Source organism: Dellaglioa sp. CoH-56-MRSF-14 (genome assembly GCF_056782115.1).
Window position 1 is genome coordinate 1 of the sequence record NZ_JBXAYB010000140.1, and the last position, 237, is coordinate 237.

Here is a 237-nt window from a genome sequence, read left to right on the forward strand (position 1 = left end):
GTCTCGGGCCTGACGGCAGGCGACACGGTTACCGTGACTTACGAGTACACGCTGACGGCAGTGCAGCGCCGGGTCTTGTTCGGTGACGTGCAGCCGGGCGGCTACGTTGGCGATTACGTCCAGCAAATCGGCGTGATTACGCGCGGTACGGTGTTCACTTCGCAATTCGACGCATCGAAGAACTGGGCAGCTGCTGGTGGTTCGGCCTCGACGCAAATCTGTGTGGCCGCTAACGGC

At 62.0% G+C, this 237-nt stretch carries 1 protein-coding gene; it reads left to right on the forward strand.

What is annotated here, in order from left to right; translation table 11 throughout:
- Positions 1 to 237: hypothetical protein (locus tag AC1RPX_RS08100; RefSeq protein ID WP_481763386.1), on the forward strand; the 237-nt coding region annotated here is incomplete at both ends.